A 15022-nucleotide genomic window follows, 5' to 3' on the forward strand; every position below is an offset into this window, starting at 1 on the left:
AGAGGCTCCCCGTTTTTATTATTTGTTTAAAATGACTGTTTCAGTTGCAGCACTCACATTTCCTGCAGCATCTTTTGCAGTTACAGAGATTACCAATCCAATGTAATCGCCATAGTTTTTATGAGGTATGTCTAAACTGAAGTTCCCATTTTGATCAGCTTGTACTTCTGTCACTACATTGTTGAATTTTATAGCAACCGTCGCATTTGCTTCTGTTTTACCTGTAATTTTTTGATCTTTTTTCGTAACTGTATTAATAATTGGTGCGTCTGGTGCTGTACGATCTAATACAACAATCGATGCTTGTTCACTTTGATTTCCAGATGCATCACTTGCACTAACTGTTAATACACTGTCTGCTTTTTGTGGTTTAATTTGAATACTATAGTTCCCACTTGCATCCGTTTTTCCTGTACCTACTACAGTACTATTATTTTTCACAACAATATTGACATTCGTATTTGCTTTACCAGTAATCGTTGTATCATTATCATCAATTACGTCAATAGTTGGTGTTAATAGTAATGTTGTCATCTGAATAACGTTTGAATATCCACTGTTAAGTGTTCCATTCAATCCACCCATTACAACCAATCTAAAACGGTAGTACGTACTATCACTTAATCCTGTCACTTTCGCACTAGTTGAGCTAACTGTGATTGGTGTATCCAGTTTTGCATCTGTCCAAGTAGTTGGCCACGTGATACCATCCGTGCTTGATTGCTGTTGAATTTTCAATCCACCCCAATTGCCGGCAGGATCTACAGCTAACCAATTAAGTGTAACTGAGTTAGCATGTTTCGAATCAACTTTGAACGTATTTACATTACTATAAACCTTAGCCTTATTGAAGATTTCTGTTGCATACAAGTCTTTACCGTCAACTTTCATAACTTCTTTTGGTGAAATCGTTGCATCTGGATTTGTTTTACCGAAGTTAGTCGCGACAAACTGCATGTCCTTACTATCAACAATACCGTCTTTATTTAAATCTTCTATTGGGTAGTTTTCACTATTTTGTTGACCCATTTTATCAGATACTTGCTTCGCATCAAGAACGTCAATTACGCCATCGCCAGTTACATCTCCAGCTGAACCGTATGTTTGAGTTCCTCCGATGTATTTATACTCTCCAATATCATCACCCCATGGTGATTTTTTACCAAGTGTAATAGATTGTATGCTCTTTAAGTGTCCTGGTCCTTCCACAATGAACTTGATTGGATCTTTTGAAAGTGGAATGCCTTTGATATCGATGTAGCCATAACTATCAATTGTACCTGGTATTTTCGTTCCGTCGGGTAGTTGTGCGTACCCTTTAGCGCCAATGCTATCCAACTTCGCTGTGAAGTTATTTTTAAGCCCTTCAAGTTTCACGTACGTTTGCACTTGTGAATGCGTCGGAACGATTTGGAATTGATTTAATCGGCTAAATGCTGTAATCTCTTTTGTTTCATTTGTTCCGTATTGTGTCATGCTAAATTTTGTTGTGTCATCATCTGGTGTCAATTTCGATGCCATAATATCCCACATGTCATCTGTCACTTTGAATGTCACATCTAAAAATGGACTATCGCCATTGAATCCTTTAAAGTCTGATCCACCTGTTAATTGTGCCCCAACATTGATATCTGTAGCGTTTTGTCCGTAAACCGCATCTGGTGTTTTCACTGGTGTATCCACATTAACCTTCACGCCGTTTTGGTCTGCCCACTTTTGGAATGCTGGGTTGACTGTTACGCCTTGTAGCTCAAGATACTTATTGTAGTACATTGATTTAAAAGTACCTGACATCATATCTTTCACGTTGTTTAAGTTTAACGTCATCGTGATTGTATCATTTAAGGTAACTTTTTGTTTGTCATACGTCGGCACCATATATGGTGATCCTTTTTTGATAAACGCGTACTCATGGAAATCATTGATAAGCTCAACGTTATGTGCTGCATCCATTGGCATTAACGTAATTGTAGCTGGTCCATTTTCGATATCGGATTTTTCAATTCCGAATTTTGCATCGCCATTTGCATCAACTGGGAAATCGCCTTCCGGGTAACCGATACTATTGTGATAGTACCATAAAATATTCGCTGACTGCGTTAACCCAAGTGGAGCAAGTTTCGCTGTCCCTTCATCCGATAGGTTTGTGTGCACCCAGAATGCGTTGTACATGTTGCCATTTTGTTTTTCATCGGTAAAATCTTTGTCTTCTAACTCGTACACGCCAGGTGTATGGTCTTTATAGGTTAACTTCGGTAGCGTGTTGTCCACAACGAACAGTTGTGATTTTTCATACGTTTTTGCATACATGTTAGTCGTATCAGTTGTACGCATTTTTAACGTATATTGTCCTTCCGGTAATGCTGCTTTTGTGAACATATTTGTTTTTTCGAGTTTTGGATCTCCAATAAACGGATAATATGTGCTTGGGTCAAAGCCTACAACATAATCAATATCGGTTTGAACACTGCTCACATTTAATGGGGAATCCGTTGTTGCACCGACTGGATTTCCGTCTTTGTCATAAATCACGATCCAGAAATACTTCATTGGACTATTGAATCGGAACTTTATTTGACGACCTGGGTTTCCGTTGAAGTCCGAATAGATTACCGGTTTACGAGTCGGAGCTGCCGGAACATCCATTAGTAAATTGCCAAGTCCTTTTTCTACCGAGCGAACAGCCAATGGCATGCGATAAGTCTCACTTGGGTCGTCATGATTAACAATGTTCAAATAACCTTCGTATCGGCCATATTCCGCCGTATCTGGTAGATTCAAAGTTACTGTAAAGTTCGTTGTTTCACCTGCTTTTACTGTTAATGATGGTGAACTTGTTGTCACAGTAATGCCGTTTTTAGTTGCATCACTAACCGATGCATTTGGTTTAATGAAAGTTGTAGAAATATCAAATGTTTTGTCAGAGTTTCCTCGATTTTTTACTTTCACTGTTCGATTACTCGTATTGACCGCACCATCTTTTTTATACACTGCGCCAAACGTTAATGAACCTTTTTCGTAATTCAAGTTCACACTATTACCGCTACTATCAATGTTTGCAGTTGTGTCCTGTGCTTTAAAACTTACATCACGTTTTACTGCTTTCACGACATTGACTAAACCAGCACCTTGCTCATATACAGAATAATTGCCGTCTAGATTTCCAGCAGTGTTTGTTAACGCTGCTTTCACATCGGCTGGTGTATAATCGGGATGGGCTTGTAAGATTAGTGCAGCAATGCCTGTCACATGTGGCGACGCCATCGATGTACCTGAAATACGAGAATACGCGTTACTATAATCTACTTTATCTGAGCTATGAACGAAATATGGATAAGTTGAGTACACCGATACACCTGGTGCAACAACATCTGGTTTAATGTCATATGTTGCAGCGACTGGTCCTCTTGAACTAAAACTTGCCAAGTGGTTCCCTTCTGTATTTGTTGTACTTACATTCGTAAAGGTGATTGTATTTGTGCTTGCTACATTACGTAAACGTTCACCGTCAGCTTTTGTCATACGGAATGTTGGTATAAAGCCATCATTACTTGCTAAGTAAGCATCAATGTCCCCATCAATATTATTACTCATAATTGCTGCAACCGCGCCTGCTTTCGCTGCGTTCGTAATTTTATCAGCTAACGGGATTGTACCACGTGTAATAAGTGCAACTTTTCCAGTTAAATCGATTGGATTGCCGTTCGCATCTTTAAAATCAGTTGCTTGTGCTAAACCAACATCCACGATTTGATACGTTTTGTTCTCTAAATCTGACACATGATCATTGTATCCTTTTCCAAGTAACTTGAAGTCAGTAAATGTTTCATTTCCAACTTTTGCTGACGCAATTGGAACACTAACTGGGAAATCACTTGCTCCAACTGTAATGGCAAGTGCTGATGCACCTGGTGTACCTAGTGTCCCTTCACCTGGACCAGAGTTTCCTGCTGAAATAACACATGTTACACCTGCAAGGGTTGCGTTATTAATTGCCACAGCTTCAGCTGATAATGGATTATTAACTGGTGCTCCAAGAGATAAGTTGATAACTTTCATACCATCTTGTATTGCTTTATCAATTCCACCTACAATCCCATCTGTATACCCTGTACCGTAAGGACCAAGTACACGATAGTCATACAAGTTCACGCCTGGTGCAACCCCTTGAGCTGGGAATTCTACATTATTTTTCGCTTGAGCAGCAATCGTACCTGATACGTGTGTACCGTGGTACGTGTAATACGGTTCATCACTTTCAGGTTTGCCGGCTTTTACCCAATCATCGATTGTAGTTTCCATAGGATCGGCATCATTATCAACAAAATCCCAACCTTTAACTGTCGTTGGATCGATTTTGCTTGCATCTTCACCACTTTTTGCACGGTAGCCTTTATATACGTCTGTTAAATCTGGGTGATTGTAGTCAACTCCTGTATCGATAACTCCTACATTGATTCCTTTTCCAGTAGTGCCCTCTTTATGCAAATCTTCAATTCCTGGTAATGGAATATAATTTTCTGCTAAATTATTCCCACCTTGTTCACTTTCAGCAGCAGCTTTCAGTTCACTTGGGTCAAGCTTTACTAAGTCATCGTTTAATACACGATTTACTACACCAGAATCAAATAATTTTTCAACTAAGTTACCTGGTAGTGTCATTGCCACCCCGTTTAATGCATGTGTGTATTCACGCGTAATTTGAGCGGTAGCGTCCCCGGTTTGGTCGGATGTTTCGTTAGATACTTCGTTTGGTGAAACAGATAATGCAGATACTGCATTTACTGCATTCGTTTTACTTGCACTATTATTTAACCCTTTTATAAATGACTTGAATGTAGCGTGTGACGAGTTAACTGCGCTAGTTTCTGCGCTTAATGTCGTTTTTTCGCCCTCCACTGCTTTTTGCAGTACACTTATTTTTGCTGGCGCTTGTGTAAATTCGACAATAACCTTAACTGGTTTTGAGCTTGTCGTATCAATTTTTGGCGAAATCTTTACATCACTTTCTGGTGACACGTTCTTTAACGCGGCGATTTGCTCAGCTGTTAAGTCTGGTGTGCTTGTGTTTTGAGCTAGTGAACCCATGACCGTTTTTTCTGTGCTCGCATTTTGTGTAGCTGCTAGTACGTTAAATGGAATCATCGAGCCCACAACCAGCGCACTGATCGTTGTTTTAGCTAAACTCATTTTAAAGTTTCTTTTACTCACCTGTTCTCCCCCATTTTTTTATTTTTTTGACTTTTGACAATTCTCTTTCTTTTTTTTATTTTATCGCTAGTAATCGACATCGTAAATTGGGGTAATTCATCAAATAAACTATCAAAAAAAGAAGAAAATTGATCCTATTTATAGAACTATTTATTAAAAAGCTTTATAAAACGTCATTTTCAGACAATTTTAATTTGGGTGAATTTTGAGTTTTTTAATAAAAAAAAAGAAAGATTAGAAATAATTACTAATAATTATTACAATCCTCTAATTCGACTAAATTTTCATATTATTTATTTGTCGTTCATATTTTTTTACAAAGAAAAATATGAAAAAAGTTCTAATAAAAAAAGAAGATACGAATGTATCTCCTCCTAATGACTTTATATACTCTTAATAACAATATAATGTGTTTCCGGCCTAGCACTTAATCTAAGTGGTATAGTCGTAGTACCATATCCATTACTTATTATTTGAGTTATCCCCTCATACACATGCGTTTTTCCTTTTTCATAAGGACCATATCCAAAAATCCTTATTTGTCCTCCATGTGTATGACCACTTAAAACAAGAGAAACTCCTTGTTCTTTCTTTAGTAACTTTAAGACTCTTGGATTATGACTAACTAAAATCTTAAATACATTTTGTTTAACATCTTGAAAAGCAAGATCAAGATCCACCTTCCCAGTTTTCAAATCATCTACTCCAATCAGTGACCATTCTTTTTGTAAATGATTAACCGTAACAGATGAATTTTTCAATACAACTACTTTCCATTTAGTAAATATATTCTCTAAATCTGTCTTTTCGATTTCGATATCATTATTTCCCCAAACAAAGTAGACTTTCCCAAGACTACTTAGTTTTTGAATATTTTGTTCAATTCTTTTTAGAGGTACTCCTTTTTCTAAAAGATCACCACCAATTATGACAAGATCAACTTGATTAGACATTCTCTTTATAATAGAAGAATGTATTTTTCTTCTATGAATATCTGAAATAAAAAATAGTCTAATTGGCTTTTCAAGAGGAGCATTCGAAAAAGAAAATTCATGTTTTCTTACTATATTTTGATGTGCCTCTATGAACATATAAACTAACAGCAGAAAACCTAGTAATATACAAATGAAAAAATAAATCATATAGCCCTCCATTTCCCGCCTTAAAAGAAATACCTACTCGCTGAGCTTTCCTAAAAAGGACTTTTCCTTCTCCTTCAACAACTACATTGTCAGGAACATCTTTTGTTACAACAGAACCAAAAGCGATCACAACATTATGTCCAATCTTTATTCCTGGATTTATAATCGCTCTTCCACCAACATTTTAGGTGTAACTTTTATGGTATTCACTCTCATTGTATTTTCAATTATAGCGATTTTTGCAGACAGCTTTGGTGAAAAATTGTTACAAAATGAGAAATCTTCTACAATTATCAATCTAGCACAAGGCACTATTTTTATAGGATTAGGTTTACTAAAACTATTATGGTTCGATAAAAGTGTAACCTATTAAAATGACAATACAATGAAAAATGAGTACTTTATTTAGTACTCATTTTTCTATTTATAATATTTTCAACTCTCCAGTTTTAATCATATTTGCTTGTTTTAAGAATATGTACACAATATATGAAACAATCCCAGGTACTAATATGTATGTAACAATCATCGGTATCATAACTGCACTTCCATAGGTAGCTAATAAATTCATTGGTGCAACAAGTGCACATAATCCTAAACCGGCAATTTCTTTTGGTGCTTCAATATGAAATAAGAATGCAGAAATCGGTCCAGCCACGGCACTTGCAACTATGGTTGGTATAAGTATCCTAATATTCCTGGTTACATTGGGTAGTTGTAACTTAGGAGTGATAATTAATAAACCAAGGATACTTCCTGGATCATTCTCTCGTGCAGAGATAACTGCTAATCCCACAAATTGCGCTGCACATCCCGCCAATGCGGCCCCGCCGGCTAATCCATCTAAATTCAATGCAATGGCTAATGCAGCAGAAGAAGCAGGCGAAACAATTAATATCCCCCACACTACCGCTAATACAATCGAAGCAATAATTGGCGAACCTTCAGTTGAACCTTTAATAAAATTCCCAACCGCTATTAAGATTGGAGAAATCCATTTTGATAAATATAATCCAACTAATCCTGAAATTAAGATGGCAAATAAAGGCACAACCATTAAATCTAATTTCGTTTTACCTTGAACAGCTTTTCCAATAAGAATTGCAACTAAAGCTGATAATAACGCTCCTACTGGTTCACCCATTTTAATGGTCATCGCCGTATCTACCATCAATAATGCCCCGGATCCAATTATTGCAGCGGCCATTGCAGAAAAAATGATTAACGTACTTGAACCTAATAAAACAGCTATACCTGCACCAATAGCAGGTGCCATTAATAATTTAGTCGAAAATCCAATCGTCATTAAAGATTCAAAATGAAAAATCTTTCCAATACTCTCAAGTAAAGACCCGATACCGATCATGACGAAAACAGCATGTGCTATACCTTCTGATGCTCTAAATACCCTACTTTTTTGTTGCGTGCTCATATGATACCTACCTTTTTTTAGTAACTACTTCTAGTATTTGCATAATGAATAGAAAATTATTAATAAATTAGAAGCACAAAAAAACGTCCAAATAATTGGACGTTTTCAATTAGAAAATTATACCATATTTATTGAAAAGCTTAAACACTCTTCTGCTTTTGTAATTTGTTTCCAAACTTCATTCGTTGAAGTTCCACCTTCACTAATTCTTGCTTCCATTACTGTTTTTGGATTTAAAGTATGATAAATATCTTCTTCGAACACTTCATTAATCACCTTAAATTCCTCAAGCTTTAATTCCCCAAGAAATTTATGATTCTCTATAGCATATAGAACCGTTTTTCCAACGATTTCATGAGCTTGTCGGAATGGGATATTTTTTCGAACTAAGTAATCAGCAAGGTCAGTAGCGTTTGAATAATCATTTTTAACAGCTTCATACATACGGTTTTCATTTACTTTCATTGTATCGATAATTCCCGAAAGTAATTGCAGTGTTCCTACAACAGTATAGATGGTATCAAACATACCTTCTTTATCTTCTTGCATGTCTTTGTTATAAGCTAAAGGTAGTCCTTTTAAAACAGTTAATAACCCGATTAAGCTGCCATAAACTCTCCCTGTTTTACCTCGAAGTAATTCTGGAACATCTGGATTTTTTTTCTGCGGCATAATACTAGAGCCGGTACAAAAAGCATCGTCTAATTCAATAAACTGAAATTCTTGACTAGACCAAATGACAAATTCCTCTGATAGTCTAGAAATATGTGTCATTAGTAAAGACGAATCAGAAAGGAACTCTACGATAAAATCACGATCGCTTACTGCATCTAAACTATTATGATAGATATCACTAAAACCAAGTAATTCAGCAGTACGTTGACGGTTAATTGGAAATGTAGTTCCAGCTAATGCACCTGCACCTAATGGTGAAATATCCACTCGTTTTAAACTATCTTTGAATCGGCTTTTGTCACGCTCTAGCATCCAAAAATACGCAAGTAAATGATGTGCAAATGAAACAGGCTGTGCTCTTTGTAAGTGCGTATATCCAGGCATAATTGTATTTACATGCTTTTTTGCTTGCGTCACGATTTTATTTTGAACTTCTTCAATTAAATCAATAATGGAAGACGTATTATTTTTTAAAAAAAGGTGCATATCCGTTGCTACTTGATCATTTCGACTACGCCCTGTATGTAGTTTTCCTCCTACAGGACCAATTTCTTCAATTAACAAGCTTTCGATATTCATATGAATATCTTCATTTTCTATACTAAATTGAACCTCATTTTTCTCAACTTTTTTTAATATTTTATTTAAACCTTCTATTATTAGTTCAGCTTCGTTGATTTCAATAATGCCACATTCTCCAAGCATCGTTGCATGTGCGATACTACCAGCTATATCTTCCTTAGCCATTATTTGATCAAATTCAATCGATGCTGTAAATTCTTCGACTAATTGATTTGTCTCCTTCGTAAAACGTCCGCCCCAAAGTTTTGACATAACTGCCTCCTTCATCAACCCTATATTTTATTTACTTAGTACTGTATTTTTCTGTGTAACTTCGCTATATACCTTTGTTGGTAATCCCCATAGTTTAATAAAGCCTACTGCTGCATTATGATCAAATAAATCACCCTTTGAATAGGTTGCAAGCTCTTCATTGTATAGACTAGTTTCTGATTTTCTACCTACTACTGTATGAGTGCCTTTAAATAATTTCACACGAACAATACCACTTACTGTTTCTTGTGTTGTATTTACAAACGCATCTAAAGCACCCATTAAAGGTGAATACCACAAGCCATCGTATAGCATTTTTGAAAATTGTTGTTCAATGCTTACTTTAAAATTTGTCACTTCACGAGGCAATGTAAGGAACTCTAATTCTTTATGAGCATTGATTAAGATTAGCGCTGCTGGATTTTCATAAACTTCACGTGATTTTATACCTACTAATCTATTTTCAATATGGTCGATTCTTCCTACACCGTGTTTTCCACCAAGTACATTTAATTGTTCGATAAGTTGAACAAGATCTATAGGCTGACCGTTCAAGCTAACAGGTACACCTTTTGAAAATTCAATTTCAATATATTCAGGAACATCTGGAGTATTTTCAATTGCATTCGTCCAATCAAAAGCTTCTTCTGGTGCTTCATTCCATGGATTCTCTAATACACCTGCTTCACAAGCTCTTCCCCATATATTTGCATCAATTGAAAATGGATTATCTAAATCAACAGGAATTGGTACACCATTTTCATGTGCGTATTGTATTTCCTCATCACGAGTCATACCCCATTCACGAACGGGCGCCACTACTTTAAGATTCGGATTCAAAGCCATTACTGAAACTTCAAAACGAACTTGATCGTTTCCTTTACCTGTACAACCATGCGCTACTGCAACTGCACCTTCTTGCTTTGCTACATCGACTAATAATTTTGCGATTAAAGGTCTTGATAGAGCAGATGAAAGTGGATACTTTCCTTCATATAATGCATTCGCTTTTAGAGCGGGGACAATATATTCATTTGCAAATAAGTCCTTTACATTGATCATATATGACTTAATTGCTCCTAAATTTAACGCCTTTTGACGAACAGCTTCAACATCTTTTCCTTCACCTAAATCAAGACAAAGTGCAATCACATCATAGTTATATTTCTCTTGTAACCATTTAATACAAACTGACGTATCTAAACCACCTGAATATGCTAAAACAATTTTCTCATTTCCCATGTTATTACCCCCGATTAGATTATTAATAGATTTTTAGAATTATAAATTACCCATTAAGGCAACTAAGATCGCTTTTTGTGCGTGAAGTCGATTTTCAGCTTCATCAAATACGACCGAATGCTTACCATCAATTACCGAAGCTGTTACTTCTTCCCCTCTATGTGCAGGTAAGCAGTGCATGAATAAATAATCATCTTTTGCGTTTTCTAATAAATGATCATTTACTTGATACGGGCTAAAATCTTTTAAGCGAATTTCAGTCTCTTCCTCTTGCCCCATACTGGTCCAAACATCCGTTATCACAACATCAGCTCTACTTACACCATCTACAGGATTATTAACAACTTCAATAACACTTCCAGTTGTTTTTGCAACATGCTTCATCGATTGAAGTACAACTTTATTAGGTTCATACCCAACGGGACATGCAATTGTTAAATAAACACCAAGCTTAGCAGCACCCTCAATTAAAGAATGACAGATGTTATTATTTCCATCTCCTACATAAGCAATCTTCAAACCTTTTAATCTACCTTTATGCTCAAGAATAGTTAAGAAATCAGCCATGATTTGAGCTGGATGGTGCAGATTTGTTAAACCATTAATAACTGGAATTGACGAGTGTTCAGCGAACTCGGTCAACATCTCATGAGTATTTGCTCGAATCATGACCCCATCTACATAACGAGAAAATACTTTTGATGTATCATGAACAGTTTCGCCTCTACCAAGCTGTAAATCTTTACTACTCATAAAGATTGCATGACCACCTAATTGCATCATCGCAATTTCAAATGAAAGTCTCGTTCTAGTAGAATTCTTTTCAAAAATCATCCCTAGTACTTTGTCTTTTAAATAAGGATGTGCCTCTTTCGCCTTTTGCATATTTTTCATCTCTAAAGATTTTTCAAGTAAGAATAATAATTCGCTTGATGAAAACTCACTTATTGAAAGAAAATTTTTCCCTTTAAAATCCGACCATTTTACAGAGCTAAAATTTCCTTTTGTAACATTCCCTTTTGTCTTTTGAATATAACCATTTTTCTTTACATGATTTTCTTTCAATACTTTACTCATAAATCCATCCCCTTTTTTTAGAAGTTAAGATTCTTATATAATGAATGATTATACACAAATATAAATAATTATACAATCTGTTTTTTAGTTTTTTTTGGTAATTTTTTACGAAAAATTTTAACACATCACAAAAACCCTTATAAACACTCGTTTTATACTAGAAAACAAGATGAAAAAAAGGGGGAAAATAAAAAAAGATGAACTAACCAATCATCTGTAATGATAGGTTAATCCATCTTTTTAAATATTTATTCATTTTCCAAGAAATGATTTTAACATCCAAAGCATCTTTTCAATTTCAGCAATCTTACCTAGGAATAAATCAGCTGTTTCTTGATCATCACTTTCTTCTGCAATTGAGATTACATCACGCGATTCTTGTACAACTTTTTCATAGTCTTTAATCAGATCAGATACCATTTCTTCTGCAGAAAACGTATGATTACCTTCTTTAATCGTAGCCGTTTCTAAGTATTCACGAAGTGTTGCAATTGGTTTTGCACCAATTGTTAAAATACGTTCTCCTAAATCGTCTACCATTACTTTTGCATCGTCATAATACAACTCAAATTTTTCATGTAGAGTAAAGAAATTTGGTCCTTTTACATACCAATGATAGTTATGTAATTTTACATATAATACATTCCAATTCGCCAGTTGTTGATTCAATAGACTTTCTAAATTTGCCAACTTCATTCACACTCCAATTTCTTTGTTAACATACAAAGAAATTTTTCCCAAAAAGTGTGGAGTCTATTCTATTTTTCCCATGAATGTTCAATTGTACTTCGAAATAGTTCGTTTAAGCCCTCAGTATTTACCTTGTTTGATTCAGTAATCCCCTTCACATACTCCTCAAAAAACTGAATTTTATTTTCAATAAAATCATTTAATACTTTTTTTCTAGACTCAAGATCTAATTCTTCACCTTGTTTTTTTCGGATTAATAACTTGTCTACTTCTTCTATAAATTCCTGTTCTAACCCTTCCATCTCTAAAAGTTCATCAAACAAAATTGGAGGAATTTCATTGTTTTTTTGTATCCATATACAAGCTAATAGTGGTCTTAATACATAAAAATACTTTTTAATCTTAACTTCTTCCCCTTGCAGGTAATCACGGTAATTCCCTTTGGCCATATGAAGATAATGGTAAATACACGCCTTTTTAGAAAGAATTTGATTACCGACTTTTCTTAATTCTTCTGAAATCGTTAAGTCATCATGATAAACAATTGGAGACCTTAACCATTCTAATAAGGCCGGGTTTGATTTTGCGAAAAGATTAAGTGCCTTTTTTAAGTCCCACCCACTAAAGTCGAGTAAATCATTTATTGGATATTCAATTACGTCACGTCTTTGGTCAATGCTTAAATACCAATCTCTGCGATGAACATAGACAAAACGTACATCATAATCACTATCTTTAGATGGAAATCCCCACGCTCTACTACCAGACTCAACTGCAAATAGTATTTTTACGTCATGTTCGGTTTCTATTTGTTTTAGTTTTTCCACTATTATTTCCTTCATATTTATCTCCTTAAACCGCGTCATGAAATGCTATAGTATAACTAGTATAATAATGATTAAAATCTCTGCACAAGGAGTTTCTTGAATTTATAATTGGAACAAAAGGATTAAAATAGGCTCCGTATGACTTTATATCGATAGTTAAAGCTAAAACCCGATCATTAAATTCTGATTTTAAAAGAAGGCTCTGTTAAAGAAGATTGCTGAATTTCTTATTCAACTAACTGGCAGATTAGTTGAATAAGAAGTTTCAAAAAATAACGATAAAACTCCAAAATATGGTAAAATTTATCAGTACAGTAATTAACTTTTAGGAGTGTTCTATGGAAATTTCATTGATAAGACATGGTAAATCTCTGTGGACTGAAGATAAACCAATAACATGTAGAGAGTTTAAAAAATGGATACAAAAATATGATGATAATGGGGTCTTTGAAGAAGAGACTTATCCATTAGAAACTCTCAAAATAGTAGCGAATACCAAAGTAATTATTACAAGTGATTTGATAAGAACGATTAAATCAGCAGAGTTTTTAAATCCTGATATTACTTCTAAATCAAATCCTTTGTTTCGTGAAACAGAATTACCTACACCTATGTCAAATTTGCTTGGATTGAGGTTAAAACCGAGTATTTGGGCTGTGATACTTAGATGTCTGTGGTTTGGTGGTTATTCAAGTAACTGTGAGTCCTTGAATGAAGCGAAAGTTAGAGCTGCAAAAGCATCAAATTTATTAAAAAAATATGCCCAAGAACATACTGATATTGTATTGGTCGGACATGGATTTTTTAATCTGTTGATTGCTAAAGAACTTAAAAAGACTGGTTGGAAAGTAAATAAAAAAACAAGTTCGAAACATTGGCATATAAACACATTTTCAGTCGATGATTAAAAGATTATACATTTACTTCTTATTCAACTAACGCATGCATTAGTTGAACAACAAGGGTTGCTTCGGCAGCTCTTTTTTGTGCAACTAAATGGAAGAAGAGTTGTATAAGATAGGGTCTTTTTACGAAAAAATAGCATAAATTTTATAGGAAAGGTGGTAATAAGATGAAAAAAAGAAAAGTTAAAAAAATCATTTTATTTTTGTGTATAATTTTCGGACTAGCCATTGTTTTACTGCCTGTCTTAGCACCAGTTATTCACAATAATAACACAGCAAAATCAACTATCCGTCAGTACATTTACAAAAAAGGATATACATACCAAAGTTTTTTTGCCATTATCACAGACGATGAGCTTGATGACCCCGAATATGGACATCTCTATGCTGTAACATGGTTTGACCGTAATAATCCAGTTGGAGATACTTCCCCACTTTTTTATGTAAAAAAATTTAAAGAAGGTTACAAAGTAACTTCAGTAGGTACTGGTCCATAAAGTCCACCCTTAAATTAATTCCTTGTTCAACTAACTAATGCGTTAGTTGCATAACTTTTTAATTTAATCAACAAAAGGGACTGTATACGCTCGTCATTGCCAACAGTACAAACAATATAAAAATAAATAGTAAACCGTTCGAAGTGGCATCTCAGTCAACTTCTTCGTTCACTCGTTGAAAAGAACAAAGCAATTGTTCTCGACGAGCACACCAACGAATTATTACAAGCAAAAATCAAATCCATTGCAAGAGCTGGTATAAACGTATCCATTTGCTCGATCATCTTCATTCCAGTTATTCTAACCATCGTTCGATACTTTTTCTTTTCGAATTAATAACTCATGGCTATTAAAGTGTGCATTTATCCGCTTTATTTGGTATGCTTAACGGATAGTTTTGGACCGGATCCACTAAACTGAATGAAGAAGAGGGTAAAACATGGGAAAATTGAATGCAGTCGAAAAATTGCAAAAAGAATTAATGAAGACG

11 protein-coding genes and 1 pseudogene are annotated in these 15022 nt (G+C 34.9%); 3 read left to right on the forward strand and 9 right to left on the reverse strand.

Features of this window, described 5'->3' with window-relative positions:
* Positions 1-18: 18 nt before the first annotated feature.
* From BM319_RS19060 to BM319_RS19070, 3 genes and pseudogenes are all read right to left on the reverse strand, one after another.
* Positions 19-5211 (reverse strand): S8 family serine peptidase, encoded by a 5193-nt coding sequence (locus BM319_RS19060; protein ID WP_091024190.1) that lies wholly within the window; start codon positions 5209-5211, stop codon positions 19-21.
* Positions 5212-5594: 383 nt separating this feature from the next.
* Positions 5595-6353, reverse strand: coding sequence for a metallophosphoesterase (locus BM319_RS19065; protein ID WP_069033871.1), 759 nt, complete (start codon positions 6351-6353; stop codon positions 5595-5597).
* 49 nt (positions 6354-6402) lie between these two features.
* A pseudogene (locus BM319_RS19070) lies at positions 6403-6534 on the reverse strand (acetyltransferase); the annotation flags it as partial.
* A gap of 18 nt (positions 6535-6552) precedes the next feature.
* On the opposite strand from BM319_RS19070, the gene BM319_RS24835 reads away from it, so the two are divergent.
* Positions 6553-6726, forward strand: a complete 174-nt coding sequence (locus BM319_RS24835; protein ID WP_175403492.1) for a hypothetical protein — start codon at positions 6553-6555, stop codon at positions 6724-6726.
* Positions 6727-6777: 51 nt separating this feature from the next.
* On the opposite strand, the gene BM319_RS19075 is transcribed toward BM319_RS24835, so the two are convergent.
* From BM319_RS19075 to BM319_RS19100, 6 genes are all read right to left on the reverse strand, one after another.
* On the reverse strand, positions 6778-7785 hold the full coding sequence (locus BM319_RS19075; protein WP_069033872.1) for a PTS sugar transporter subunit IIC: 1008 nt from the start codon (positions 7783-7785) through the stop codon (positions 6778-6780).
* A gap of 117 nt (positions 7786-7902) precedes the next feature.
* A complete protein-coding gene (gene argH, locus BM319_RS19080; protein WP_069033873.1) occupies positions 7903-9294 on the reverse strand; it encodes an argininosuccinate lyase in 1392 nt (463 codons plus the stop codon).
* A gap of 27 nt (positions 9295-9321) precedes the next feature.
* Positions 9322-10536, reverse strand: a complete 1215-nt coding sequence (locus tag BM319_RS19085) for an argininosuccinate synthase (protein WP_069033874.1) — start codon at positions 10534-10536, stop codon at positions 9322-9324.
* A 39-nt stretch (positions 10537-10575) separates the two neighbouring features.
* Positions 10576-11613 carry an ornithine carbamoyltransferase gene (gene argF / locus BM319_RS19090; RefSeq protein WP_084006894.1) on the reverse strand — a complete coding sequence of 346 codons (1038 nt, stop codon included), beginning with the start codon at positions 11611-11613 and terminating at the stop codon, positions 10576-10578.
* A 252-nt stretch (positions 11614-11865) separates the two neighbouring features.
* Entirely contained in the window at positions 11866-12309 is a 444-nt protein-coding gene (locus tag BM319_RS19095; RefSeq protein WP_069033875.1) for a Dps family protein, read from the reverse strand.
* A 62-nt stretch (positions 12310-12371) separates the two neighbouring features.
* On the reverse strand, positions 12372-13145 hold the full coding sequence (locus BM319_RS19100; protein ID WP_091024191.1) for a nucleotidyltransferase domain-containing protein: 774 nt from the start codon (positions 13143-13145) through the stop codon (positions 12372-12374).
* A 323-nt stretch (positions 13146-13468) separates the two neighbouring features.
* On the opposite strand from BM319_RS19100, the gene BM319_RS19105 reads away from it, so the two are divergent.
* Both BM319_RS19105 and BM319_RS19110 read left to right on the forward strand, forming a co-directional pair.
* Positions 13469-14038, forward strand: a complete 570-nt coding sequence (locus tag BM319_RS19105) for a phosphoglycerate mutase family protein (RefSeq protein ID WP_091024193.1) — start codon at positions 13469-13471, stop codon at positions 14036-14038.
* A 164-nt stretch (positions 14039-14202) separates the two neighbouring features.
* Positions 14203-14532 carry a YjcN family protein gene (locus BM319_RS19110; RefSeq protein WP_091024195.1) on the forward strand — a complete coding sequence of 110 codons (330 nt, stop codon included), beginning with the start codon at positions 14203-14205 and terminating at the stop codon, positions 14530-14532.
* The last annotated feature ends 490 nt before the right edge of the window (positions 14533-15022 follow it).

The sequence above is a fragment of the Bacillus sp. UNCCL81 genome (genome assembly GCF_900112535.1).
Lineage (GTDB): Bacteria > Bacillota > Bacilli > Bacillales > Bacillaceae_G > Gottfriedia > Gottfriedia luciferensis_B.